18 protein-coding genes are annotated in these 23,372 nt (G+C 61.2%); 11 read left to right on the top strand and 7 right to left on the bottom strand.

Going from position 1 to position 23,372, the window contains the following annotated elements; all coding sequences use genetic code 11:
* Positions 1-170: 170 nt before the first annotated feature.
* Positions 171-1,910 carry an OPT family oligopeptide transporter gene (locus DTP52_RS10405; RefSeq protein ID WP_109753282.1) on the top strand — a complete coding sequence of 580 codons (1,740 nt, stop codon included), beginning with the start codon at positions 171-173 and terminating at the stop codon, positions 1,908-1,910.
* Positions 1,911-1,939: 29 nt separating this feature from the next.
* On the opposite strand, the gene DTP52_RS10400 is transcribed toward DTP52_RS10405, so the two are convergent.
* The 3 genes from DTP52_RS10400 to DTP52_RS10390 form a co-directional block, all read right to left on the bottom strand.
* Positions 1,940-2,182, bottom strand: coding sequence for a hypothetical protein (locus DTP52_RS10400; RefSeq protein ID WP_109753281.1), 243 nt, complete (start codon positions 2,180-2,182; stop codon positions 1,940-1,942).
* Positions 2,183-2,472: 290 nt separating this feature from the next.
* A complete protein-coding gene (locus DTP52_RS10395; protein WP_109753280.1) occupies positions 2,473-3,396 on the bottom strand; it encodes a LysR family transcriptional regulator in 924 nt (307 codons plus the stop codon).
* A 35-nt stretch (positions 3,397-3,431) separates the two neighbouring features.
* Positions 3,432-4,406, bottom strand: coding sequence for a quinone oxidoreductase (locus DTP52_RS10390; protein WP_109753279.1), 975 nt, complete (start codon positions 4,404-4,406; stop codon positions 3,432-3,434).
* Between the two features lie 467 nt (positions 4,407-4,873).
* Between DTP52_RS10390 and DTP52_RS10385 the strand changes: the two genes are divergently transcribed.
* Entirely contained in the window at positions 4,874-5,893 is a 1,020-nt protein-coding gene (locus tag DTP52_RS10385; protein ID WP_109753278.1) for a substrate-binding domain-containing protein, read from the top strand.
* Positions 5,881-8,901: an EAL domain-containing protein gene (locus DTP52_RS10380; RefSeq protein ID WP_109753277.1), complete on the top strand. Its 3,021-nt coding sequence runs from the start codon at positions 5,881-5,883 to the stop codon at positions 8,899-8,901. Before DTP52_RS10385 ends, DTP52_RS10380 begins: the two co-directional genes overlap by 13 nt.
* A 44-nt stretch (positions 8,902-8,945) precedes the next feature.
* On the opposite strand, the gene DTP52_RS10375 is transcribed toward DTP52_RS10380, so the two are convergent.
* The 3 genes from DTP52_RS10375 to DTP52_RS10365 all read right to left on the bottom strand — a co-directional run bounded on the left by DTP52_RS10375 (position 8,946) and on the right by DTP52_RS10365 (position 11,741).
* Entirely contained in the window at positions 8,946-9,434 is a 489-nt protein-coding gene (locus DTP52_RS10375; RefSeq protein WP_109753276.1) for a hypothetical protein, read from the bottom strand.
* A gap of 256 nt (positions 9,435-9,690) precedes the next feature.
* Positions 9,691-10,275: an aminodeoxychorismate/anthranilate synthase component II gene (locus DTP52_RS10370; protein ID WP_109753275.1), complete on the bottom strand. Its 585-nt coding sequence runs from the start codon at positions 10,273-10,275 to the stop codon at positions 9,691-9,693.
* Positions 10,272-11,741 (bottom strand): anthranilate synthase component I family protein, encoded by a 1,470-nt coding sequence (locus DTP52_RS10365; protein WP_109753274.1) that lies wholly within the window; start codon positions 11,739-11,741, stop codon positions 10,272-10,274. The genes DTP52_RS10370 and DTP52_RS10365 overlap by 4 nt, the downstream gene beginning before the upstream one ends.
* 799 nt (positions 11,742-12,540) lie before the next feature.
* Here DTP52_RS10365 and DTP52_RS10360 point away from each other — a divergent pair.
* The gene (locus tag DTP52_RS10360; protein ID WP_178082479.1) at positions 12,541-13,746 is read left to right on the top strand and encodes a DSD1 family PLP-dependent enzyme; all 1,206 of its coding nucleotides are present in this window, start codon (positions 12,541-12,543) and stop codon (positions 13,744-13,746) included.
* Positions 13,747-13,782: 36 nt separating this feature from the next.
* On the opposite strand, the gene DTP52_RS10355 is transcribed toward DTP52_RS10360, so the two are convergent.
* A complete protein-coding gene (locus tag DTP52_RS10355; protein ID WP_109753272.1) occupies positions 13,783-15,003 on the bottom strand; it encodes a multidrug effflux MFS transporter in 1,221 nt (406 codons plus the stop codon).
* 388 nt (positions 15,004-15,391) lie between these two features.
* Between DTP52_RS10355 and DTP52_RS10350 the strand changes: the two genes are divergently transcribed.
* The 7 genes from DTP52_RS10350 (at position 15,392) to DTP52_RS10320 (ending at position 23,319) form a co-directional block, all read left to right on the top strand.
* Positions 15,392-16,810 carry an LLM class flavin-dependent oxidoreductase gene (locus DTP52_RS10350; RefSeq protein WP_109753271.1) on the top strand — a complete coding sequence of 473 codons (1,419 nt, stop codon included), beginning with the start codon at positions 15,392-15,394 and terminating at the stop codon, positions 16,808-16,810.
* 4 nt (positions 16,811-16,814) lie between these two features.
* A complete protein-coding gene (locus DTP52_RS10345) occupies positions 16,815-17,786 on the top strand; it encodes an AMP-binding protein (RefSeq protein WP_109753270.1) in 972 nt (323 codons plus the stop codon).
* Positions 17,783-18,553, top strand: coding sequence for an ABC transporter ATP-binding protein (locus DTP52_RS10340; RefSeq protein ID WP_109753269.1), 771 nt, complete (start codon positions 17,783-17,785; stop codon positions 18,551-18,553). The genes DTP52_RS10345 and DTP52_RS10340 overlap by 4 nt, the downstream gene beginning before the upstream one ends.
* Positions 18,550-19,431, top strand: coding sequence for a branched-chain amino acid ABC transporter permease (locus DTP52_RS10335; RefSeq protein WP_109753268.1), 882 nt, complete (start codon positions 18,550-18,552; stop codon positions 19,429-19,431). The genes DTP52_RS10340 and DTP52_RS10335 overlap by 4 nt, the downstream gene beginning before the upstream one ends.
* A gap of 4 nt (positions 19,432-19,435) precedes the next feature.
* A complete protein-coding gene (locus tag DTP52_RS10330; protein WP_109753267.1) occupies positions 19,436-20,500 on the top strand; it encodes a branched-chain amino acid ABC transporter permease in 1,065 nt (354 codons plus the stop codon).
* Positions 20,501-20,578: 78 nt separating this feature from the next.
* On the top strand, positions 20,579-21,916 hold the full coding sequence (locus DTP52_RS10325; protein ID WP_109753266.1) for an ABC transporter substrate-binding protein: 1,338 nt from the start codon (positions 20,579-20,581) through the stop codon (positions 21,914-21,916).
* Between the two features lie 68 nt (positions 21,917-21,984).
* Positions 21,985-23,319, top strand: a complete 1,335-nt coding sequence (locus DTP52_RS10320) for an ABC transporter substrate-binding protein (protein WP_109753265.1) — start codon at positions 21,985-21,987, stop codon at positions 23,317-23,319.
* The last annotated feature ends 53 nt before the right edge of the window (positions 23,320-23,372 follow it).

Raw genomic sequence — 23,372 nt, 5'->3', positions numbered from 1 at the left:
CCTCATGCCCATCAATTGAGGATCCTGGCGAGCACGTTCGCCAGGGTTTCCCTTCGCCATGTGAACCTTGCGCGAATACTGCGTTCACTTATTAAGTTGCCGCTTTATGTGACCCACAGGGGACCTGTCTGGCTCTGGCGGCTGCTTCCCAGTGCCGATAAGGACTTCGCATGCACCCAACCTCGTCCACATTGCCCTTGAACGCCCCTGTCGAACGCGAACTCAGCTTGCGCGCGGTCAGTACGGGCATTGTCCTGGGTGTCCTGCTGACGCCGTCCAATGTCTATGCCGGATTGAAGATTGGTTGGTCGTTCAATATGTCGATCATTGCCTTGCTGGTCGGTTATGGCATCTGGCAAGGCTTGGCGAGTCGATCGGTGGGGCGGCTGCCTTGGACGCTGCACGAAAGCAACATCAACCAGACCGTGGCCTCTGCCGCTGCGTCGATCATTTCCGGTGGGCTGGTCGCGCCAATCCCGGCCTACACTCTGCTGACCGGCCAGCAGCTGGACGCCATTCCCATGGTGGCCTGGGTCTTTTCCGTGAGTTTCCTGGGGATCTGGATTGCCTGGTATCTGCGACCGTCACTGCTCAATGACAAGGCGCTGAAATTTCCCGAGGGTATGGCGACCCTGGAAACGTTGTTGCACATTTACAACCACGGCCACGAAGCGGCGACGCGTTTGAAGGTGTTGCTCAGCGCCGCTCTACTGTCCGGGGTGGCCAAGGGGGTCGACACCTTCATGTGGGCCATCCCGCGCTGGTCTCCAACTGCCCAACTGGAGCGCCTGACCTTTACCGCTGACCCTTCGCTGCTATTGGTCGGTTTCGGCGCGATCATCGGTATTCGCGTGGGTCTGACCCTGCTGCTCGGCGCGTTGCTGGCATGGGGCGGGTTGGCGCCGTGGCTGCTGGCCCAAGGCCTGGTGCAGTTGCCGCAGGGCAGTAGTGGTCCGCAGTTCGCTGCGCTGGTGGAGTGGCTGCTCTGGCCGGGGGTGAGCCTGATGGTCTGTTCGACCCTGGCCTCATTGGCAATTCGCCTGTGGGCATTGCACCGCTCCACCAAGGCTGGCGGCGGGGCGATCTGGACGATACCCAAGGCCGGGCCTGCCACAGGTTCCTTACTGGCGATCGTCCTGGTGGTGAGTCTGCAAGTGCTGTTGTTCGGCATCAACCCGTGGATGGCGCTGTTGACCATTCCCTTGGCGATCTGCCTGGCGGCGGTGGCCGCCCGGGTGGTCGGCGCCACGGGCATCCCGCCGATCGGAGCCATTGGACAACTGTCCCAGTTGAGCTTCGGCATCGTCGCGCCGGGGCAGGTGCCGATCAACTTGATGAGCGCCAACACCGCCGGCGGTTCGGCCGGGCAATGCACCGACTTGATGAACGATTTCAAGGTAGGCCGGGCGATTGGCGCTACGCCGCGCAAGCAACTGATCGCCCAGACCTTGGGGATTTTTGTCGGTAGCATCGTCGGCGTGTTGGCTTACCTGGCCCTGATCCCGGACCCGCAAGCCATGCTGCTCTCCGAAGAGTGGCCGGCTCCGGCGGTCGCCACTTGGAAGGCCGTGGCGCAAACCCTGACCCTGGGCCTGGATTCATTGTCCGCGAGCATTCGCTGGGCGATTTTCATCGGCGGCCTGGTCGGCTTGTTGTTGGGCGTGCTCGACAGCGTGCTGCCGGCGCATCGGGCCCGGTACCTGCCGAGCACGGCGGCCCTGGGCCTGGCCTTCGTGTTGCCGGCCTCGGTGTCCCTGATGATGGCCCTTGGTGCGGTGCTGACCTGGCTGGTGAGCTGTCGCTGGCCGACCCTCACAGAACGCTTCGCCATCACCGCGGCGGCGGGGTTGATTGCCGGGGAGAGCATTACCGGGGTAGGGGCGTCGCTGTGGCAGATGCTTGGCAACTGATCGTAGGCGCGATTTGCCCACTTCGGTGGCTAAGGCTGACCTGCGGTCTTGGTCGAGACAATTTTGCCGTAATTCTCTGCTGGCGGCGTCTCATCGACCACCCACAAACGCTCGCTACGACACTTGAACTTCACGCCTTTGCGCGGAGCCATGCCTCTGGCCGTCTCCATGCATATTGCCTTGGAAGCAAAAGTTGGTCCTTGTTTGCGTTCCTCGACACAGCCTTCGATGCCACTGCAAATCGTCATGACAACAAAATATACAGTCATCATCTCGGTGTTGCTCCATTGAGCGAAGCGATTGATTACATCCTTTCGTTCAGGTCGGCGGCCTGAACGTACTGCGGGGGTTGCCAGCGGATGATGAGCCTCGACTTGAACCCCCAGCAATGGCGCATGGCTACCGTGCGTCGGGAAACCGTCGCTGTATTAATTTATTTTTATCTCGGTGTTTTTTGTGCCAATAAGTTGGCGTCATCCGGATGGAAGTAAATGCTTTATTAGGTGGGGATAGCCGAACCGAAACCTGGGGGAGCGGGCTTGCATTGTGGTGCTGGCCTTTTTTACGCGGCCCTGACAGTGCCCGTTTGAACGAGCTTGCCCTCGAGCCATTCCTTGAGCGCCAGGGTGGCGGAGGAGGCAAATTTTGCCGAGGGCCGGATAAGATAGATCCCTCCTTTTGCTCCCAACTCCCAGTCCGGTAATACTCTGACCAGTTCTTTGTTTGCCAACGCACGGCTGAACAGCCACTCCCCCGCACCGAGGATGCCGGTGCCGGCAATGGTCGCGCTCAACAGCGCTTCACTGTCGTTGGACACGAGGGAGCCTTGGGGGTGCACGCTGAAGTGTTCGTCGGCGCGGATGAGCTTCCATTCTGGGTATGACGCCAGTCCCGTGAATCCCAGGCAGTTGTGATTGACCAGTTCCGCGGGTGACGCTGGCCAGCCATGGCGTTCGATGTAACCGGGAGACGCGCAAAGGATGCGCCGATGATCGCCGAGGCGCTTGGCAATCAGGCGGCTATCGTTGAGTTCACCTAGGCGTATTGCCACATCGAAACCTTCGGCGATCACATCGACGAGACGCTCGCTGTAATCCACGGTGAGCGTCAAATGTGGATGGGCCGCCAGGAACTCCGGCAGTATCGGCGCCAACCAGAGCCTGCCCATGGCTGCCGGTACTGCCAGGCGCAGATTGCCACGCACCTTGGCGGCCCCGGACGTTGCTTCCTGCTCTGCTTCAACCATCAACTCGGTCGCCAGCCGCAGGCGTCGGACCAGGCGGGCCCCGGCGTCTGTCAGGCGGATGTGTCGGGTGCTGCGCTCGAGCAGCCTGACTCCCAGGCGGGCTTCCAGCGCCGCGAGGCGTTTGGAAATGATCGTGGGGTGGCGCTGCAAAAGCCGCGCGGCGGCAACGAACGAACCTTGCGATTCGAGCGCCAGCAAGGCGGCAAATTCGTCCGTGTGGCGGCTATCCAGTGTGATCACGTGTCCACAACCTCTGAGGCATACTCAAGGACATTTCAGGGAATGAGCAGCAGAGTACCTGAAGCGCGGCCGCTTTCCAGATCCGCGTGGGCTTGTGCGACGTCCTCCAGCTTGTAGGTTTTCCAGACGGCGGGTTCGATGATTCCGGCCTGGAGCGCGGCCAATACGTCATTGGCGCGCGCCTGGTACTCCTCGACGCTACTGGTGTGGGCGGCAATCGAGGGGCGGGTGAGGAATAGCGAACCCTTGGCGTTGAGCATGCCCACTTCGATCGCTTGTGGCGCACCTGACGATGCGCCGAAAGACACCATCAGCCCGCGCGGGCGCAGGCAATCGAGCGATGCTGCGAACGAGACTCGCCCAATCGGGTCGTAAACCACATCGGCCTTCTTGCCGTCGGTGATGCGAGCCACCTCCTGCGCCAACGTCTGGGCATCGAAAACCAGGACTTCATCGCAGCCCAGAGCCCGCGCCTTCTCGACGCTTTGCGCACGAGAGACGACTCCGATCACGAAAGCGCCCAGATGCTTGGCCCACTTGGCCATGATTGCGCCGACACCACCGGCGACGCCATACAACACCATGACCGTTCCCGGCCCCACGGGATAAGTGCTCTTGAGCAGGTACTGGGCGGTGATGCCCTTGAACAGTACGGCGGCAGCATCCTGGAAGCTGATCGATGCAGGAAGTGGTACCAGTTTCCCGGCCGGAACCAAGCGGCCACTCGCGTAGGCACCCAGCGGGCCGGTGGCATACGCCACGCGATCACCGACCTTGACGTGAGTGACACCTGGTCCTACCGCAGTGACCAGCCCGGCCCCCTCCAGACCCAACCCCGAAGGCAGGGCGACGGGAACCGCGCCGTTGCGCTGGGTGACGTCGAGGTAGTTGATGCCGATGGCATGCTGTTGGAGCCACACCTCACCGAAGCCGGGCGCAGCATGACCGTCCTGTTTGACCTCTAGAACCTGCGGCCCACCCGTGGAAGAAAAACCAATGACCGTGACCATTCCAGCAACTCCTCAGGATTCGAAAATGTGTGTCGCTGGAGAATGATTGCAGACCTTTGCATGGATAATACCTTGGTCATGCAAGGCATAGCTGCACCCTGTGCAGTAATTCGATGGGTTGAATCATTGATGGGGCTGCCCCGTTTTTTCTTGATCCTTCTGAAATCCATTTTTTATCACTGGCATTGCCCTTTTACCCACAAAGGACCTGATGGCAGCAGAACCGACTATCCTTTGGGAACACTGCATTCTCGGCAAAAAGGGACGTCATGCCAGACTATGATCGCGTTACCGGCCCCAGATCCGGCATCACATGCGGTGACCCCACCTGTTTGATCAGGCCCAGATTACTGAGTCCCTGGCTACTGGGGATGGCTTGCATAACGGTAGCCTGTCTTTTCACGGCAACTTCCGGATACGGCCAGAACCTGTCAACCGCAACGGATGCCGAGAACGACAAGGTCACGGTGACTCAAGCACAGGAAATCGTTTCCAGGGCCTCCCTCGGCGCCGTTCGTTGGAACGGCCCAGAGTCCGGCCCGCAAGCCCAGCGGGGCAAGAGCATCGCGCTCGTCGCAGAAGATTTGCGTAACGGAGGCATCGTCGGTGTCGCGCAGGGCGCTCGGGAGGCTGCCAACGCGTTGGGCTGGACGCTGAAGATATTCGATGGCGCCGGATCATCGGCTGGGCGCGCGAAGGCCTTTGCCGATGCCCTGGCAGCGAAGCCCGACGGCCTCATTCTGTGCGGCTCCGATGCCCTTGAGAACAATGCGGCGCTGCTTCTGTTCGCCAACCAGGAAGTGCCGGTGGTTGGTTGGCACGCCGGAGTACGCCCCGGGCCGATCGACGGCACGCCGGTGGCCATGAACGTCACCACTGACCCGCTTGAAGTGGCCCGCCTCACGGCCATGGCGGCGGTGGCGCAGTCGAGCGGACGCGCCGGCGTGGTCATCCTGACCGACTCCAAGTACAGCATTGCCATGGCGAAAGCCAGGGCCATGGAGGACGTCATCCGGGCCTGCCGAGAATGTACGTTGCTGGAGGTGCGCGATGTCGCGATCTCCGAGAGTGGCGAGAAGATGCCAGCGATCACCAAGGAGTTGCTTCAGCGCTATGGCAAGCGCTGGACCCACACGCTGGCCATCAACGACATCTATTTCGACTACTCGATTGCCTCGTTGACCAACGCCGCCATACCCAGTGACGGCATCAGTCTGTTGTCTGCCGGTGACGGCAGCGCTTCGGCTTTCTTGCGCATACAGGCAAAAACCTACCAGACCGTTACCGTGGCCGAACCGCTCAACCTGCATGGCTGGCAAGTGATGGATGAATTGAACCGCTTGTTCGCAGGCCAGCCGGTGAGCGGCTTCGTGGCGCCGATTCACTTGGTCAATGCCGACAATATGGCCTTCGATGGCGGGAAAAAATTTCACTACGATCCTGACAATGGCTATCGAGACATCTATCGCCACCAATGGAATCCTTGACGTTGGACATGAATTTCCGACTTGGACGCCCGCTATTGCCGCAATCGCTGCGGGCACAGTTCACTCTGGCGTTCCTGACGCTGGCGCTGCTGATCCTGGCAGGGGGCGCCACTGCGGTCTATGCGTTGCGCACCTCAAACAGCGCCACTCGCCAGTTGACGGATGAACGACTGGTCCGCATGCAAGATGGGCAAGACATGGCGCAGCGCACTTTGCTGATCGAACGCCAGACCGACCAGTTTCTGACGAGCCGTTCCCCCGACATCCTGCGTTCAAGCTATGCGGCGACCGTCGAGCAGCTTGAAGCCCTCGATCAACTGGTGCAGCAACTGACTGCCGCCAACAGTGGCGTGGCGATACTCGACATGCATCAGTCGAGTCAGATGTTCCGCAATACCGCCAACATCGTTGCGCAACTGCGAGAAAGCCTGCTGCAAACCGAGGTCACCTTCGAGCAGGCCCTCAAGGATCAAACCGCCCGGCTCACCGCGACCCAGACCCGGGCCAACCTGGAACTGGCGATGATGCTTTTCGATCTGCCGCAAGCGGCTGACAGCGAGGCCGTGCAACGGCTGCGGATCCGATACGAGGGACTGTCACGCACCTCAGGCAAGTTGCCTGATGCTGATGTGGCGATGCCCGATCTCTTCGCCCTGCGCCAGACGCTCATCAATCAGCATAACGTCATGCAGCGCTTCAATGAGCAACTGAAGAACGAAGCGGGGAGGCTGGTCGCGGTGGCCAGGGCGCAATCGAGTGCCTACACCGAAGACTATCGCCAGGCCGTGCAGCGCCTGGTCGAGGCCTCGAATCGCAGCCAGCAATGGGTGCTGATCATGTTGGGCGCCAGCCTGGTATTCGCCTGGTTCGTGACCCGGGTCTTCATGGGTCGCCATGTGCTCGTGCGCCTGAATGAAATAAGCCGGCAATTGCGCCAGGAACACGCTGACAAGACTCATCTGATGATGGCGGACCATGGCAAGGACGAGATCGGCAACATGGCGCGCGCGGTGAATCAATTCCTCGAAGATCGACTTCAATTGGAAAAAAGAACGGCTCAATTGAGTATCGCCACGGAACGGCTCGCCGTGCAAAACGACCGCTTGGAGCAAGAAGCCATTGTCCGTGCCGGACAAGGTCATGTCCTGGAAATGATCGCCAGGAGCACCGAGCTTGCAGAAGTGCTCGACAGTCTGGCTCACCTGGTCGAGTCCCAGTTGGAGGGCATGAAGGTGTCCATCCTGGTGCTGGATGAGGAGGGCAAGCACCTGCTGCACGGGGCGGCGCCCAGCTTGCCAAAATCCTATAGCCAGCTTATCGACGGGGTCGAGATCGGTCCGAACGTCGGTTCATGCGGCACCTCGGCGTATCGACGAGAACCGGTCATCGTCACGGACATCCAGCAGGATCCATTGTGGGAAGCGTACCGCTCACTCGCCGAACCCTATGGGTTTCGCGCCTGCTGGTCGACGCCGATCCTGTCCCATGAGCGAAAGGTCCTGGGTACCTTTGCCTTGTATGCCAACACCGTACGCAGCCCCAGCCCGGCCGAGACGCAATTGATCGACATGGCGACACCGCTTGCCGGCATTGCGATAGAACGCCAACTGACCGAGAAGCGCATTCGCTATATGGGCGACCATGACGCACTGACCGGGCTGCCGAATCGCACCCTGCTCGAAGACCGTCTCAAGCAGGCGATGCTTTATGCCCAGCGCTACAACCGGCTGGTGACGGTGGTATTTCTCGACCTGGATAAGTTCAAACTGGTGAATGACAGCCTTGGACACAGTGCCGGGGACGAACTGTTGAAAACCGTCGCCCAGCGCATGCTGGAGTGTGTACGTCGTACCGATACCGTCGTGCGACTGGGAGGCGACGAGTTTGTGATCATCCTGTTCGACCAGCCCTCGGATCTCGACGGTGTGACGCCAGTCCTGCATAAAATCCAGGAAGCCATCCTGCGGCCGATTCAGCTCGCCGGCCATACACTCCACGTCACCTGCAGCATGGGGCTGGCCACTTACCCGGCCGACGGCAGCGATACCGACACGTTGCTCAGCAATGCAGACGCCGCCATGTACCGGGCCAAGGAACTGGGGCGCAACAGTTTTCAGTTCTATACGAGCGAGATGAATAACAAGGTCCAGGGCAAGCTCGCCATGCAAGACGGGCTTCGAAGCGCACTCAACAATGATGAATTCCTGCTGTTGTACCAGCCCCAGGTGGATTTGCAGTCAGGCCGGATCATCGGCGTAGAGGCGTTGATCCGTTGGCAACACCCCGATCTGGGCATGGTGTCTCCGATCAAATTCATTCCCCAGGCCGAAGATACCGGGTTGATCGTGCCCATCGGCGACTGGGTGATTCGTACCGCTTGCAGACAGAACAAGGCGTGGCAGGACGCCGGCTGGCCGCCGATCACCGTGTCGGTGAACATCTCCGCCCGCCAGTTCATCGAAAGGGACCTGATCGACCGGGTGAAGCATGCCTTGCAAGAAAGTGGACTGGACCCGATGTACCTTGAGCTGGAATTGACCGAAAGCCTGATCATGCAGGACCTTCAGCAAGCCATCAGCAAAATGAAGGCACTGCAAGCAATGGGGATCAGCCTCTCGATCGACGATTTCGGCACCGGTTACTCCAGTCTCGCCGCATTGAAAAGCTTCCCGATCGCCAGACTCAAGATCGACCAGTCTTTCGTGCGCGATCTGCCCGACAACGAGAACGACAAGGCCATTGCCACCGCGGTGATTTCGTTGGGGCACAAACTGAACCTCAAGGTCATTGCCGAAGGTGTCGAAACCCGAGAGCAGCAAGACTTCCTGCGTGAAAATGGCTGCGATGAAATCCAGGGATATTTTTTCAGCAAGGCGGTCAGCGCGCAGGAAATCGGCCTGTTATTGCGTACGTCTGGCGGGCCTCAATCGAACCGCATTGCCAACCCTGACTCGGTAAGGCAACAACGCGAGGTAAAACGCCCAAACAGTCCGATGCCCGGGCATTAACGACTTGGTTCTTAGGTATTCTCGGGAGAGGGTATCGCCAGGCCTCAGGAAGCATCCTGCTCATAGCTGCAACCCACATAGAGGTCGCTGTCCTTGTTTTCCGTGGAGACCACGCGCAGGGTCGCGCCGTTGCCGAGGTCGCGCTGGTAGTCAACATAGCCGTCGGTATCCAACGTCTTTTCCAGTTTCAGGGTGCTGGCGAGCTTCTGCGCATCGGCCTTCGGGTTGCTGCTTTTGGCCTGGAGAAAGAAGCTGAAGCGGTCGGTCATCACCAAGGTGGTCGACGACACGCCGTGCACCGTCAGCGCCGGGGTGGCTTGCCAGGCGCCACCGCCCCACGGGCTGTGGGCTTCATCCTTGGGGAGCGTCAGTTGTTCAGCGTCGACCAGGCCATTGAACTCGCTCACTTGCTGCGCACTGGCCTGGCACTGCGCCAGGGCCTTGAACAGATCGCTGTGGCTCGGACCTGCGGCCGAGACAGAAAAGGTGGACAGGCACCCGGCGAGGGTGACGATACCAAGGGAGATTTTCATGCCGACATCCTTGTTCAGTTGAGTGACAGGTGATGGGTACCCGAGGTGAATGGCAGCCAGCATCGGATATGAACGTGCTGCCCAACTGCACACGGGCCTGTATTGCCGGTCGCAAGCTTGCCATCGCTGAGTTGAATATGCCATCAGGATATTCCTGAGGATGGAGCGTCGCAGCAACCCATCGTGCTCATTCCTGGCTCCCGTCAGCCGGCGAGTCAATGGTTGGAGAAGGGGCGCATGCCCCTTCCTGGTGGGGTCACTTGTGCACGTAACAGCGGATGAAACTGCGGAACAGGTCCAGGCCGTTTTCGGTCAGGATGCTTTCAGGGTGGAACTGCACTCCCTCCACCGGCAGGTGACGATGGCGTACACCCATCACATAGCCGTCGTCCGTGGATCTCGAGGTGATCTGCAGGCAGTCGGGTAATGGCTGGTCGCTGATCATCAGCGAGTGATAACGGGTGGCCTGTATCGGGCGTGCCTGGGTGTGGGCATAGACGCCCTTGCCGTCGTTCTCGATCGTACTCACCTTGCCGTGCATCACGTGCAGGGCCCGGCAAACCTGGGCACCGAAGGCCAGGCCGATGGCCTGGTGACCCAGACACACACCCAGCAGCGGCAGGGTCTCCTGAAAGTGCTCGATCACTTGGATGTAGCCCACGTCGGCCGGATGTCCAGGCCCTGGGCCCAGCACGCAGAAGTCCGGCGAGAATGCTTCGATGCGCTGGATGAGATCCGGCACGTCATGGCGCTCGACGCGGGTTTCCAGCCCCAGTTGTTCCAGGTATTGGCTGATGATAAAGACGAAGCTGTCGTAGGCATCGATCAGGAATACTTTCACAGTGCGATCTCCTGGCCGGTCACTGCCCGGTAGACGGAACCCATCTTGTACAGCGTCTCTTTCCACTCCAGTTCGGGCACCGAATCGGCCACCACGCCGGCGGATGCCCGCAAGTGGTACGTACCCTCGTCGAAGACCGTTGAGCGAATGCACAACGCGGTGTTGACGCTGCCATCGAAACCGACCAGGCCAAGGGCCCCGGCATAAATGCCCCGGCGGTTGCTTTCCATCCCCTCGATCAGTTCCATTGCCCTGACCTTAGGCGCGCCGGACATGGTTCCCGCGGGGAACGAGGCCTTGATCACGTCGTAGGCATCCAGGCCCGGGCGCAGCAGGCCACGAACGTTGGACACCATGTGATAGAGGTGCGAGTACTCTTCCACCAGCATGAATTCATCGACCTCCAGCGAGCCGGCCTGGCACACGCGACCAATGTCGTTGCGACACAGGTCGATGAGCATCAGGTGTTCGGCGCGCTCCTTTTCCGAGCGGGTCAGTTCCAGGACCAGCTGAGCCGGATCGACGCCAGGTTTCTTGCCGACGGTGCCGGCGATCGGGCGCATTTCTATCAAGTCGTCCTTGATCCTGACGAACAGCTCGGGACTGGCGCCGATCAGATCGATGCCACCTAAGTGGGCCAGGTACATGTAGGGGGAGGGGTTGCGAAGGCGCAGGTGCTGGTACACAGCGAACGGCGAAACCTGCGAGCGGATGCGAACCTCATGGCCGAGCTGGATCTGGTAGACGTCACCGGCGCGGATGTGCTCCATCGCCACCTCGACACGCTCGACGAACTGCTCCGGGGTCACTGTGCGCTCTTCCTCGAACGCCTCGGGATACGATGGCGGGTCCAGCGCCTCGCGCACCGGGGTTGTGCTCAGGAAGGGGTAGTCCTCCAACGTGCGGGGCGTCCAGAGGTCGTGGTTGTTGATCAGGGTTTCGACAATGCCATTGCTGTGGAAATAAACCAGCGTCTGATAGACCGACAGGGCAATGAGCGGGTAGTCGTAGGTCTGTTTGGCCAGGTCGGGAAGCCGCTCGATCAGGCGAACGCAGTCGTAAGAGAAATAGCCGAAGAAGGCCAGGCTGGAGGGCGCATTGGGCGCCGGCTGGAACGTTGCCTGGATAGCCCGGAGCAGGTTCCATGCCGCCTCACTGTCGGGTAGATGGATCGTGTATGCCTGGTCAACCTGCACGCCCGCTTGCCGCAGGCTGGCGGACAAGTGTTCGCACAGGGCAACGCCGCCTCGTAGCTGTGCCTGGCCCTCGTTGATGCACACTTCGAAAAGCGGCTCGAGCCCGATGATCGTCGCTCGGCGATCACGGCTTGGACCGGACAGTGATTCAAGAATGAAAACAGATTCGCGACCCAATTGTTCCAGTGCATTTGCATATATGCCAAGTGCATCCGTAGGTCGCCGTTCCTCGTGATGAAGAACATTCACGGCAATTAAATTTCTATTCATGGTTAATGCCATTTTAAAGGTGCAACGGTTCAGGCGCTCCATTAAGAGAGCACCACGGGAATATAAAGCGCGCAGGCACTTTAAATACGTGTTGACGGATATTCTGAATATTCGGGACGGACGCTGTTCATGTCGCGCGCATTACCAGGCTTGCAATGGATTGCTGCCAGGCGATGCGCAGGGCACAAGGCGCGAGCGTCTTCGAGTTCAGTGGGGAAAGATCAGGGCGTTGCTGGCAGGCAGCAGACAGGCTCCGGTCTTCGCTGGATTAGCGACGCCAGATATTGCTTTTGAAGATGGCCAGAATGGCCGGGGAGCAGCTATCGGGATAGCTGTGGGAGGAACTGATAGCAGAAAGGTGATAGTACATTCTTAGACATCCCAGTCTTGGCTAAACACTGCGGGAATAATTGGCAGTGCGGTGAAATTACCAACGCGTCCATTGAGCTGTCAACTGCTGTGGGAGATTTAATCTTTCATTCATTTCTGGAGTGGGACGAAAAACTATCCCGGGTGTATGTAATCGCGCGTGTTTTTTACAAGAAACCTGTGCGAGCGCAACTGCGAGATAGTTCAGTTGGGTATTTGTAAGTTCTGGGGGCGCCGCTGTGGTTGCGGGCTTGGCAAAGCATGGCCGCCAAAGTCCCCTTTCTGACCGCCCATAGCCTCAACAGCCTGATGCTGCTGCCGTAACGTGCAACTTGACTGCGCACGCCGAGGGAGCGTCCTGATGAATCGTAGAACCTTTATGCTCGGCACCGCGGGAGTGGGGGCATTGATGGTCGGGGCGGGGGTGCTGTTGCGGCCGAGTGATCGGGGCAGCCCTTACAACGAGTATTTCCGCGCGCTGAACCAGGAGCTGAAGACCCATGGGCCGATGCGACCGGTGATGCTCATCGACCTCGACCTGCTCGATCACAACATCAATGTGGTCATGCAATCCGTCACACGCGCCGGTAAACACTTGCGCCTGGTGGAAAAATCCCTGCCATCCCCGGGGCTGTTGGCCTACATCGCCAAACGTACCGATACCCGGCGGCTGATGTCGTTTCATCAGCCGTTCCTCAATCACGATGCAGTGACCTTTCCCGAGGCTGATATCTTGCTCGGCAAACCTTTACCGGTGCGCTCGGCGGAGGTGTTTTACCAAACCCACAAGGGAACCTTCGACCCTTCCAGGCAACTGCAATGGCTGCTCGATACGCCCCAGCGACTGATGGATTACCTGGCATTGGCGCAAGGCCTGGGCATCCGGATGCGGGTCAATATCGAGCTGGATGTCGGCCTGCATCGCGGCGGGGTCGCTGACCAAACGGTGCTCGGCGAGATGCTGACACTGATCAGTGCCCATCCGCAGCATCTCGAATTCGCCGGTTTCATGGGGTATGACCCGTTTGTTGGTATGGGTGTGCCCAAGGTCCTCGGTTCGTCCCAGGCGTTGTTCGACAAGGTGATGGTCATCTACAACGCTCATGTGCGCCACCTACGGGAGCGTTTCCCGACGCTTTGGCACGAAGGGCTCACGCTCAATACCGCTGGCAGCCCCAGCTACCGCATGCATGAGCAGGAACGCTTGAGCAGCGAGGTCTCGGTGGGAACGGCGTTTCTCAAACCGACCCATTACGACCTGCCATCGCTGGCCGAGCATGTGCCGGCGGCCTTCATCGCAACGCCAGTGCTAAAGAGTACTGGAGCCGTGAATTTTCCAGCCCTGGATGACAAGTCCCGATTGTTCTCTTGGTGGGACCCTAATCAGCGCGCGACATTCTTTATCTATGGCGGCAACTGGATGGCCGAGTTCGAGTCCCCTTCGGGGCTTCAAAGCAACGAGCTCTATGGTCGCAGTTCCAACCAGGAAATGGTCAACGGCTCACCCGCCGTAGGGCTGGATGTGGAAGACCAGGTGTTTTTGCGGCCGACACAGACGGAATCCGTGCTGCTGCAATTTGGCGATTTGCTGGCCGTGCGCGGTGGGAAAATTGTCGAAACCTGGCCCGTGTATTGATCGGAGCGTGTAACGCTCGGAGTACAACGGCCATCTTCAACGGCTGCCCCGCAAGAGAAACAATACCAGTGCCACCAGGCAGGCCGTCGCCTGGATCCCGCCCAACGTCGTGACCGGCGCGAAGCTCAAGACCGAGGCCAGCCAGGTGGTCAGCGCTGCCGCACCCATGGAGAGAAACCCCAGCAGTGCGGAGGCCATGCCGGCTTCTTTGCCGAAAGGTCCCATGGTGATTGCCGTGCCCAGCGGATTGGCCAGGCCCATGCCCCACAAAAAGGTGATCATCGAGAGGGCATACCACCCAAGACCAGGCGCGGCCGGACCGACGAGAAGCAGGCCTCCGCCGGTCATGGCGCAGGCAATGCCCAGCAGTGTGATGATCCGGGCACCATGACGATGCGCCAGGCGCGGAGCCGCCATGCCGGCTGCGAACACGACGAATACCGTAGAGGCGAAATACAGGCCGGTCTGCACCGACGTCAGGCCGATACCTTTCATCAGGATAGCAGGTGCCGCCGCGAACGATGCGAACAAGCCACTCATCAGCAGGCTCATTGAAAGGGCAGGGAGGATGAAGCGCTTATCCAGCGCCAATCGGCGATAGGCGAGGACCACGCTCTTGGCCGAGTGCGGCGCCCGGCGATCGGCGGGATGGGTTTCTCCCAGGTCACGCACGTAGAAAAAGGCCAGTACAACGGCGGCCAGCCCGACCAGGATGAAGACGGCACGCCAGCCGAGCGTGACGGACAGGACGCTGCCGGCCAGCGGCGAAAAGCCAGGCGCCGCGGCAGTGGCGATCATAGTCAGTGACAGGGCGCGGGCGAGCGTCTCGCCTTCGAACAGATCCCGAGCGATGGCGCGCGACAGCACCGAGGCTGCGCATACGCCCAGCGCCTGCACGACGCGTCCGGCGATCAATACGTCGAGCGTGCTGGCAAGACCGGCGATGACGGTGCCTACAACGAATACCGAGAGGCCGCCCAGCACCAGCTTCTGGCGCCCGTAGCGGTCGGCCAGTGGCCCGACCACCAGTTGGCCCAAGGCGAAGGTGATGAAGAAGCTGGACAGCGTCAGGCCGAGTTCGCGAGCGGTCACGCCCAGATCTTCACCGATGTCCGCAAACGCCGGAAGGATGATGTTGGTGGAGAGCATGCTGATCGCCGCGAGACCGGCAAGCAGTGCCACGACTTTACCGGTCAAGGGTTGGGTGGAGGCGTGGGGTTGTGTATCGGCAATCGCCAATGAAGTCCGGGCTTCCATACGTCATTTCCTGCGCTGGTGGATGGCGTGCCTCAACCTGAGTCTGCGGCCCGCGGCGTTGCTGGGGTGAGCATCACGCTGTAACGTCTCGTCAATAACATGATGGTCATAATATTCTGGCTGAATATGATGGTCGTAATCTGATGCGTCAAGTTAAATCTTTGAGGAATTTCGGTATAGGCGTGAGGAGCTTCTTGTACGAATTGGCTGCACACTGTCTGCCACCAGACAGTTGATCAACAAGGTTGTCCCCATGCAGGCATTTCCACTGCCTGGATGCATGTCTAACTGTTTGTAAATAAAAGAATTATTACTTGGCACGAATCGTGTTGATAGAGCAATGAGAAGCACCGGGAAGTGGTGCTGAATCTATCGAGCAGGAGTTCCCATGCCACGTGAAATTCGTTTGAATGCCTTTGAGATGAACTGTGTCGGTCACCAGTCGCCCGGTCTCTGGAGGCATCCCAAGGATCGCGCCTGGCAGTACAAGGACCTGGATTACTGGACTGACCTGGCCAAGCTGCTGGAGCGCGGCAAGTTCGACGGCATCTTCATCGCCGATGTGATCGGTATCTACGATGTGCTCGGCGGCAACGGCGATGCCGCCATCCGCCAGGCGACCCAGGTGCCGGTCAACGATCCGTTGGCGTTGATCACGCCGATGGCATTGGTGACTGAACACCTGGGCTTTGGCCTCACTGCCTCGCTGACCTTCGAACACCCTTATCCCTTCGCCCGTCGCTTGTCCACGCTGGACCATCTGACCAAGGGCCGCATCGGATGGAACATCGTCACCTCTTACCTCGACAGCGGGGCGCGCAACCTCGGGCAGAAGGCGCTGAGCGATCACGATGCGCGCTATGACTATGCCGACGAATACCTGGAAGTGCTCTACAAGTTGTTCGAAGGCAGTTGGGAGGAGGGTGCGGTGGTGCGCGACCGTGAGCGCGGGATTTTCAGCGACCCGAGCAAGGTCCACGAGATCCGTCACCAGGGCAAGCATTTCCAGGTGCCGGGCATCCACCTTTGCGAGCCGTCACCGCAACGCACACCGGTGCTCTACCAAGCGGGCGCGTCGAGTCGTGGTAAGGACTTCGCCGCCGGCCATGCGGAATGTGTGTTTGTCGCCGCACCGTCCAAGGTGATCCTGAAAAAGACCGTGGCCGACATACGCCGGCGCGCTGCCGAAGCCGGGCGCGATCCGCGCAAGGTGTTGATCTTCAACTTGCAGACGGTGATCGTCGACGAGACCGACGCCAAGGCACAGGCCAAGTGGCGGGAACTGAAATCCTACAGTAGCTACGAGGGCGCGCTCGCGCTGATCTCCGGCTGGACCGGCATCGACTTCGGTCAGTACCGGCCCGACCAGGTGCTCAAGCACATCCATACCAATGCCATCCAGTCGGCGGTGGAAACCTTCTCTACCGCCGACCCGGACAAGCAGTGGACCGTCCAGGAACTGGCCGACTGGGTCGGCATTGGCGGGTTCGGCCCGTTGATCGTCGGCAGTGCGCAAACCGTGGCCGACGAGCTGCAGGCCTGGGTCGAGGACACCGACGTGGACGGCTTCAACCTGGCTTACGCCCTGGCCCATGAAACCTTCCACGATGTGGTTGAACTGCTGGTGCCCGAGTTGCAACGGCGCGGTGCGTACAAGACCGAATACCGCCCAGGCACGCTGCGCGACAAGCTGTTCGGCGACGGTCCGCGACTGCCCGCCAACCACCCTGGTGCTGGCTACCGGGACTTGAAGCGCCTGGTCCGGCACACCCACCTCGCTGAGCCGGCCTTGGCCGGTGAGGAGTAAGCCCATGAGTGTCTTTGAGCTCAATTCGCCACTGTCCGACGGAGTGACTGACAGCGCCCTGGCGGCCTTGCAACGCTGGGCCAGGGAGCGACCGACGCAGATCGCCCTGCGCCATCGGCGCCTCGGCCTCTGGAAGGCCTGGCGTTGGATCGATGTGCAACGCGAGGTCGAGCGTGTCTGCGATGGCTTGCGCCAGCAAGGCTTTGCCCCTGGCGCGCGGTTGGCGCTCAGTGGTGCCTTCGAACCGAGCCTGCTGATCCTGGCACTGGCGGCGCGTCAATTGGGCGGACACAGCGTGGTGATCGACCGCGACAGTCGTGGTGAGGCGCTACAACGCCAGTTACGCCTGATCCGTCCGACGTTCGCTTTTGTCCAGCGCCGCGAAAGCGTGTCGCACTGGCTGCAGTGCGGCCTGGATGAGGATTGGCCGCTGCGGTTGTATTCGGCCCAGGTTAGTGTGGCGAGTCGCGGCCTGTGGCAGGTGCAGTCGCTGTCGGTGCTGTTCGTCACTGAGGCGCCGACAGCGCAACGCCAGGGCTGGGCCCAGGTCGCCGAGGACGCGGTGGTGTGGGTCGATGAAGGCACCGAATGGCGCGATGGCCTGGCCCACTTGTTCAGTCGCTGGCTGGAGGGCGGCGAAGGCCTGGCGTTTCCGGAAAACCGCGAATCAGCCAGCCGCGATCGCTGCGAGATCGCCCCGACCGCCTTGCTGCTGTCCGCCGCGCGAGTCGAATCGCTGGCCGCGGAAATCGAAGCTCGCCTGCCACTTCCAGGCAGTTGGCGGCGGCGCCTGTGCGAATGGACTTTGAACGATCCACGGCGTGGCCTGCGCCGCTGGCTCAAGGCGCGGGTGCGGCACCTGTTGGGCTTTCAGCGGCTGCGTCGGATCGAGGTGCCGAGCGCACCCGCTGACGTGGTGCTACACGGCCCGGCGCGTCAATCGTGGTTGCAGGAGTACCTGGAGCGAGCGGCATGAGTGCGCTGCTGGAGGTGCGCAATGTGTCGCTGTCGTTCCGCGGCGTGAAAGCGATTTCCGACCTCTCGTTCAGCGTAAAGCTTGGCGAGATCTGTGCGCTGATCGGGCCGAACGGCGCGGGCAAGAGTTCGCTGCTGAACATTCTCAACGGGGTCTACCGGGCCGACGCCGGCCAATTGTTCTTCGCCGCTGAACCGTTGCGCCGCCCGCATCCACTGAAGGCGGCCAGGCTCGGCATCGGCCGGACGTTCCAGAACAATGCGCTGTTCAAGAAAATGAGTGTGGTGGACAACCTGCTCACCGGTCTGTCGCGTTTCCAACGAACGTTTTTTCTCGAACAGGCCCTGGGCCTGCCGCGTGCCCGGCGCGAGGCGCGGGCGTTTGCCGAGCGGGCCGAGCGGGTGCTGGAATTCCTCGAATTGCAGGCCTGGCGCGACGTCGCCGTGGGCAGCCTGGCCTATGGCTTGCAGAAACGCGTGGAGCTGGGCCGGGCGCTGATCGCGCAGCCGACGCTGCTGTTGCTCGACGAGCCGATGGCCGGCATGAACGCCGAGGAGAAACAGGACATGAGCCGCTTCATCGCCGACATCAATCGTGATCTTGGCACCACGGTGATTCTCATCGAGCACGACATCCAGGTGGTCATGGGCCTGTCCAGCCATGTGGTGGTGCTGGACTACGGACGCAAGGTCGGCGATGGCTCGCCGGCCGAAGTCCAGGCCAATCCCGAGGTGATCGCTGCCTACCTGGGAGCGCCTCATTCATGAATTTCTTTCTGGAAACCCTGATCGGCGGGCTGCTGGCCGGCACTCTGTATTCGCTGGTGGCCATCGGTTTCGTGCTGATCTACAAGGCCAGCGGCGTGTTCAATTTCGCCCAGGGCGCCATGCTGCTGTTCGCCGCGCTGACCTTTGTCAGCTTGCGTGAGCAGGGCCTGTCCTTTGCCCTGGCGTTGGTCCTGACGGTATTGGTGATGATTGTCGGCGCGCTGTTGATCGAGCGCCTGGTGTTGCGGCCGTTGGTCAACCGCTCGCAGATTACCTTGTTCATGGCGACCCTCGGCCTGTCGTTCATCATCGAAGGCCTGGCCCAAGGACTGATGGGTGCCCAGGTGCGCGCGTTGGACCTGGGCATTGAGGACGTTCCGCTGTTCGTTGGCGAGATCATGGTCAGCCAGTTCGACCTGATCGCCGCTGGAGTGTCCGCGCTGACGGTGGCGGTGCTGGCCGTGCTGTTCAACAAGACCCGCATCGGTGTCGCCTTGCGCGCCGTGGCCGACGATACTCGCGCGGCACTGTCGCTGGGCATCAACCTCAACCGCATCTGGCAGATCGTCTGGGCCGTGGCCGGGGTGGTCGGACTGGTCGCCGGGCTGCTCTGGGGCGCGCGCCAGGGCGTGCAGTTCTCGCTTTCGCTGGTGGTGCTCAAGGCGCTGCCGGTGCTGATCATCGGCGGTTTCACCTCGATCGGCGGGGCCATTGTCGGCGGGCTGATCGTCGGGGCCGCCGAGAACCTTGCCGAGGCTTACATCGGCCCGCTGATCGGCGGAGGCATCACGCCCTGGTTCGCCTACTTCCTCGCCTTGATCTTCCTCTACATCCGTCCGTCCGGCCTGTTCGGCGACCGGATCATTGAACGGGTATGACGCCATGACCGCTACTGTTCCGCGCCTGACTGCCAGTTTCGACGAAGCACCGCTGACCCTGGTGCGTCGGCGCTGGCGGCCGGGCCTGCTGCTGTTGCTGCTGGTGGCCTTTGTCGGTCTGCCATGGCTGGGCAACGACTATTGGCTCAACGCGATCCTGATCCCTTTCCTGGTGCTGTCGCTGGCCGGCCTGGGTTTGAACCTGCTGACCGGTTACACCGGCCAGACGTCGGTCGGCGCCGCCGGCTTCATGGCGGTGGGGGCGTTCGCCACCTATGGCCTTTTGCTGCGGGTGCCTGGCCTACCGTTACCCCTGGCACTGCTCGGTGGCGGCCTGATCGCCGGGTCGGTCGGGTTGCTGTTCGGCATCCCCAGCTCGCGGATCAAGGGCTTCTACCTGATGGTCACCACGCTCGCCGCGCAGTTCTTCCTGGAGTGGGTGTTCGCCAAGTTCCCCTGGTTCTACAACTACGCCTCGTCCGGCACCATCAGCGCGCCACGCCTGGAGTTGTTCGGCCATGACCTGAGCACCCCGGTCGGTCGCTACCTGTTGACCCTCGGTTGTGTGGTGCTGTTGACCTGGGTGGCGGTCAATCTGGTGCGCAGCCAGGTCGGTCGCAACTGGATGGCCATTCGTGATATGGACACCGCTGCCGCGGTGATCGGGATTGCCGTCGAGCGCGACAAGCGTATGGCCTTTGCCGTCAGTTCGTTCTACCTGGGAATCGCCGGGGCGCTCTGGGCCTTCGCCTACCTGGGCACGGCCAGTGCCGGCAGCTTCGACATCAATCGCTCATTCCAGATTCTGTTCATCATCATTATCGGTGGCATGGGCAGCATCGCCGGCAGCTTCATCGGCGCGGCTTTCATCAGCCTGGTGCCGATCCTGCTCAGCCACGCCGGGCAATGGTTGTTCAACGGCAACGTCGATGCCGGGCAACTGCAGAACCTGCAGAAAGTGCTCTTCGGCGCCTTGATCATCTGGTTCCTGATCAAGGAGCCGGAAGGGCTGGCCCGCCTGCTCGGTGACCTGCGCGAACGTATCAGGGTCTGGCCGCTGCGGTTCTGAGCGCCGACCCACGCCCCAACAGACCTTGACCCGACCCAGGGAAAGGAGGTTTCCAACACTGCACAAGAAGTACAGACCATGCGTAGAACCTTGCCTCGCCTCCTGTTCGCCAGCCTTTTCGTGGCCGGTGTCCAGGCCCTGCTGCCGACCATCACCCAGGCTGCCAGCAACCAGCAATTCATCCCCATGGCCACTTACCGGGTCGGCGCCTACGCCTCCAGCGGCATCCCCTGGTGGGCGGGGGAAATCGACTATTTCCGTTATATCAACGAAGTGGAAGGCGGCATCAACGGCGTCAAGCTGGTCTGGCAGGAGTGCGAGACCGAGTGGAACGTCGACCGTATCGTCGAGTGCTATGAACGCTACAAGGGCGGGCTCGACGGCGCGCCGACAGCGTTCTTCTTCACCCACAGTACGCCGGGCTCCTATGCGCTGATGGAGAAAGGCGCGGCGGACCGGATCCCGCTGATCGACGGCGCTGGCGGGCGTACCGAGTCCACCGACGGCAGCGTGTTTCCCTATGCCTTCCCGCTACTGCTCAATTACTACGGCCAGGCCTCGGTGGGCATCAACTACATCGCCGAGCGCGAGGGCGGTTTCGACAAGCTCAAGGGCAAGAAGATCGTCACCGTCTACCACGACTCCGCCTATGGCCGGGAAACCCAGGCACCGATGACCCTGCTGGCGCAGAAGTACGGTTTCGAGAACATCCAGATTCCGGTGGCCGATCCCGGCAATGAACAATCCGGGCAATGGCGCCAGGTGCGGCAGATCAAGCCGGACTGGGTGTTCCTGCGGACCTGGGGCGTCTCCACCCCGGTGGGGATCAAGACCGCCGCGAGGTTCGGCATCCCGGTAGACCGCATCATTGGCGATGTCTGGGCCGGCTCCGAGGCCGACGTGATCCCGGCGGGCCCTGCCGCCAAGGGCTACCAGGCCCTTGCGCCGTTTCCGGGCGGCGACGGTTTCGAGATCCACAAGCGCTTGCGCCAGTCGATTCTCGATACCGGCAAGAGTGACCTCAAGGACCGCAGCTATTTCGGCAAGGTCTACTACAACATCGGTCTGATCAATGCGGCCATTGCGGTCGAGGCGCTGCGCACGGCCCAGGCCAAGTTCGGCAATCGCCCCCTCAACGGCGAGGAAGCGCGTTGGGGCTTCGAACACCTGGACATCGATGCCGCGCGGCTCAAGGCCAGCGGTTTTGAAGGCCTGCTGCCACCGCTGAAACTGTCCTGCTCCGACCATGAGGGCGGCGGTGCGGCGCGCGTGCAGCAATGGGATGGCGAGAAATGGGTATTGGTGACTGACTGGGTCCAGGCCGACCGCGTCACATTGCGCCCGTTGATCGAAGCCAAGTCTGCCGCCTACGCCAAGGAGAAGGGCATCACCGCGCGTGATTGCGCCCGCGAATAATGAACCGCCGTCGATAACTGTCGTCCGGCTGCCATGGCGCGGTCGGGCACTCAAGCCGAGAAAAAATCATGCATGCAACCCTCAAACGTAGTCTCGCCGTCGTTGGCCTGGCGCTCAGCGCCTGCGCGGTGCTGGTACCGGCCGCCCAGGCGGCCAACGAACAGTTCTTCCCCCTGGCCACCTACCGGGTCGGCGCCTATGCCTCCAGCGGCATTCCAGTCTGGGCCGGAATGATCGACTACCTGCGCTACATCAATGAGGTGGAAGGCGGGATCAATGGCGTCAAGCTGGTCTGGCAGGAGTGCGAGACCGAATGGACGGCGGAGAAGGGCATCGAATGCTACGAACGCTTCAAGAACGGCCTCAATGGCGCGCCGGTGGCGGTCTACCAGCCGAATGGCGCGCCAGCGGCCTATGCCCTCGCGGACAAGGCCGCCGCCGACAGGATTCCCTTGATCACCCTCGGCTATGGCCGCACCGAAGCCACCGACGGCAGGGTGTTTCCCTATAACTTCCCGGCCATGCTGACGTTCTACAGCGAGGCCTCGGCGTTCATCAACTATGTGGCCGAGCGCGAGGGCGGGCTGGACAAGCTCAAGGGCAAGAAGATCGCCACCGTCTACCACGACTCCGCCTACGGCCGGGAAACCCAGGGGCCACTGGCGCTGCTGGCGCAGAAATACGGCTTCGAGAACATCCAGATCGCGGTGGCAGACCCAGGTAATGAGCAGGCCGGGCAGTGGCGCCAGGTGCGCCAGCTCAAGCCGGATTGGGTGTTCCTGCGGACCTGGGGCGTGTCCACGCCGGTGGCGATCAAGACCGCCGCAAGGTTCGGCTACCCGGTGGAGCGCATCGTCGGCGACATCTGGGCCAGTTCCAACGAAGACGTGCTGCCGGCCGGTGAAGCAGGCAAGGGCTACCTGGCACTGACGCCCTATCCGGGCGGCGCCGACTTCGATATTCACCAGCGCCTGCGCCAGTACATTCTCGATACCGGCAAGAGCGACCTCAAGGATCCGAAGAGCTTCGGCAGCGTCTACTACAACTCTGGCCTGGTGAACGCCGCCATTGCCGTCGAGGCGATCCGCACCGGGCAGAAGCATTTCGGCAATCGTCCGCTCAACGGTGAGGAGGGCCGCTGGGGCCTGGAGCACCTCGACCTCAACGATGCACGCCTCAAGGAAATCGGTTTTCTTGGGCTGATGCAGCCGCTGAAGCTGTCATGCAGCGACCACGAGGGCGGTGGCGCGGCGAAGGTGCAGCAATGGGATGGCCAGCAGTGGAAGCTGATCACCGATTGGGTCCAGGCCGACCGCGCGACGTTGCGGCCACTGATCGATGCCAAGGCCGCCGAATATGCGAAAGAGAAGGGTGTGACCGCCCGCGATTGCGCGGCGCTGTAGCCATGCACTCGGTTCGGTAAATCGAAACACAACCGGGCGCGACCGCGCCCAAG

Origin of the sequence: Pseudomonas sp. 43mfcvi1.1 (assembly GCF_900115935.1) — a bacterium.
In the GTDB taxonomy this organism is placed as follows: Bacteria; Pseudomonadota; Gammaproteobacteria; order Pseudomonadales; family Pseudomonadaceae; genus Aquipseudomonas; species Aquipseudomonas bijieensis.
Note: the sequence above shows the minus strand (reverse complement) of the source record. Positions and strands in the feature narration are given on the sequence as shown.